We start from the raw sequence: 2,111 nt of genomic DNA, 5'->3' as shown, positions 1-2,111 counted from the left end.
CCCCAGAACCCCTCTCCAGCCCGCTACCGGTGAGATTCTGAGCCCGCACTTGAGCCTTGCAACCCACCCGGCACCATCGCCGACGGCGACACGTCGTCCCTTCTCCCTGGACTTTGACGGGACCGTGGCCGGCGGGGGACAAGCGGGTTCGGGGCTCGGGCCGCGGGGGTCTCCGCCGTCCCTCGTCAGGAGCCAGCCATCCGTCACCCGCAGAACTGCGGGGCGAGGACACGTGGAACAATCGGAGACGGGGCGAGCCCGGAACAGGAATCACGCCCTTCGGCGGCGGCGAACCACCCCGCGCCTGCTTTTCATGACTTTTCGGTAGAATCTTTGCCAACTCTTGTCGCGCTGTCGCTAAAGCGAGTGGACTCGAAGTCCCTGGGAACCAGCTTCTCGATAGGTCACAACGGAGGATTTCGCCATGCTGCAAACTCATCGTATCTGTATTCGCTTCTCGATGATCGCGCTCGGAGTGATCGCCGCGGGCGCGCTGCTCGGCATTCCCTCGGCTCTTGCCCAGACTCACTGGTCGATCGAGGGGACAATGCCCTCCTACGGAGAATCCAACTCTCCGCCACCGCTCTGCCCATTGGTACCACCGCCGTACCTGATCAACTTCCCTCCCATCCCGCCCGCCGGTTGCCCCGTCAACCTCCCCTTCGCACCCCTGGTGGGACTCGGCGGGAGCGCTGTCGACAACGACGGTAACGTTCTCAGCGGCGGTCCGGCGACGCCTGCCTTCGTCCATTCGGATGGCTTCACTCTGGAGATGACGAGCTATGCCGGTCTCTACATCGTCTCAGGGCCGGTCCCGCTCGGCTACGTCTTCCCAGGGCCGATCAGCGGCCTGGGCTACGACAGCGCCGGCGACATCGTCTGGGTCACAGACGGCACCATGGCCGCCGGCCTCAGTATGCTCGTGCCGGTGTGTCCCGTTCCGGCCGTCGTCGTGCCGCCCTTCCCGATCCTCTCGCCTGCCGGCGCGCCGCAGTGGGGGCTCGATTGGGATCCGTGCACGGGGACCTTGTGGGCGTGCGACCTCGCTGGCAACGTGTCGCAGTACGCGATCGGCGGGGCGCTGCTCTTCACCTTCAACGTGGTCCCCTTCTTCCCGCCGCTGCTCACGGGTCTCGCCGTGAATGCCACCAACGGCAATATCCAGGTCACCGACGGCATCATGGTGGGTGAGTTCTTGCCGGTGGGCGTTCCGGCCCCGGCCGGGCCTTTCTACCTCTCGGCCAACCCGTACCCGATCCCGCCCTGGGCAGCACCCGTCGACGGGCTTGGCTTCTCGCTGCGTCCGCAGAACTACGGGACAAACTGCAACCCCTTCGGCGGGGCGGGCCCCACGATCGGGTGGGGGGGTGGCTACCCCTTCGCGGGTAACGGCGGGTTCACCATTTCGGAGACCGGTGCGACGCCGGGCGCCAGCGCCATCCTCGTTTACGGATTCGGGTATGCCTGCCCGGGTCTCCCGGTGGGTGGCTGTCCAGGGGGGATGTTGTGGATCGCGCCACCCCTCCGCCTCCTCGGTGTGGGCCTCGTCCCGGGATCGGGCACGATCACCCTCCCCGCCCCCATCCCGCCTCCTGCGGCTCGCCCTTGCGGGTTCCCCGTGGGGATCCCGCTGTTCTTGCAGTTCGTGAACATCCTCCCTGGCGGGGGCGGTCTCGAGCTGACGGATGCTCTCTCCTTCACGATCGGAGCCATCTGAGCATTCAAGCACTGGACCTCTCCTGACGCTGCATCCCGGCGGCCGGCGATCCTCGCCAAGCACTGAGGGGCCGGCCGCCGGATTCTAGGCCGCCGGCGCGGGGGGAATCTGTTCGGCCTCGGGAAGGGCGCCTGGCAACCTGGAGCACTTGGGGAGGGGAAGCCGGCGCGGTTGAGGCAGGTCTTCTCCGTGGCTGATCCCGTGGCCGTCACCGTTTCCCAAGTCCGTGGCGGAGTCCGTGTTCGGTGTCCGGCTCCGGGTACGGTTTCGGCAATGGCATTAACCTACTTTGAGCGAAGACCCGCCGGCCGACGGCCTCACGGTTGAGGCTAGGGATGGAAGTCGGGCGGGGGAAACCCTGCGCGGGCTTTGCATGGGCCGGGTCGCCGGCGGA

Annotated in this window: 1 protein-coding gene; it reads left to right on the top strand. The window is 67.1% G+C overall.

The genetic code is table 11. The annotated features are described in order from the left end of the window. Positions 1–424: 424 nt before the first annotated feature. On the top strand, positions 425–1,717 hold the full coding sequence (locus AB1578_23530; GenBank protein ID MEW6490870.1) for a hypothetical protein: 1,293 nt from the start codon (positions 425–427) through the stop codon (positions 1,715–1,717). Positions 1,718–2,111: the final 394 nt, after the last annotated feature.

This window comes from Thermodesulfobacteriota bacterium (assembly GCA_040756475.1).
GTDB lineage: Bacteria > Desulfobacterota > Deferrisomatia > Deferrisomatales > JACRMM01 > JBFLZB01.
This window is presented reverse-complemented; position numbering and strand designations above follow the sequence as displayed.

Excerpts from the sequence above, each read along its gene's own strand:
- AB1578_23530 (MEW6490870.1), top strand. The coding sequence starts at position 425 with ATGCTGCAAACTCATCGTATCTGTATTCGCTTCTCGATGATCGCGCTC.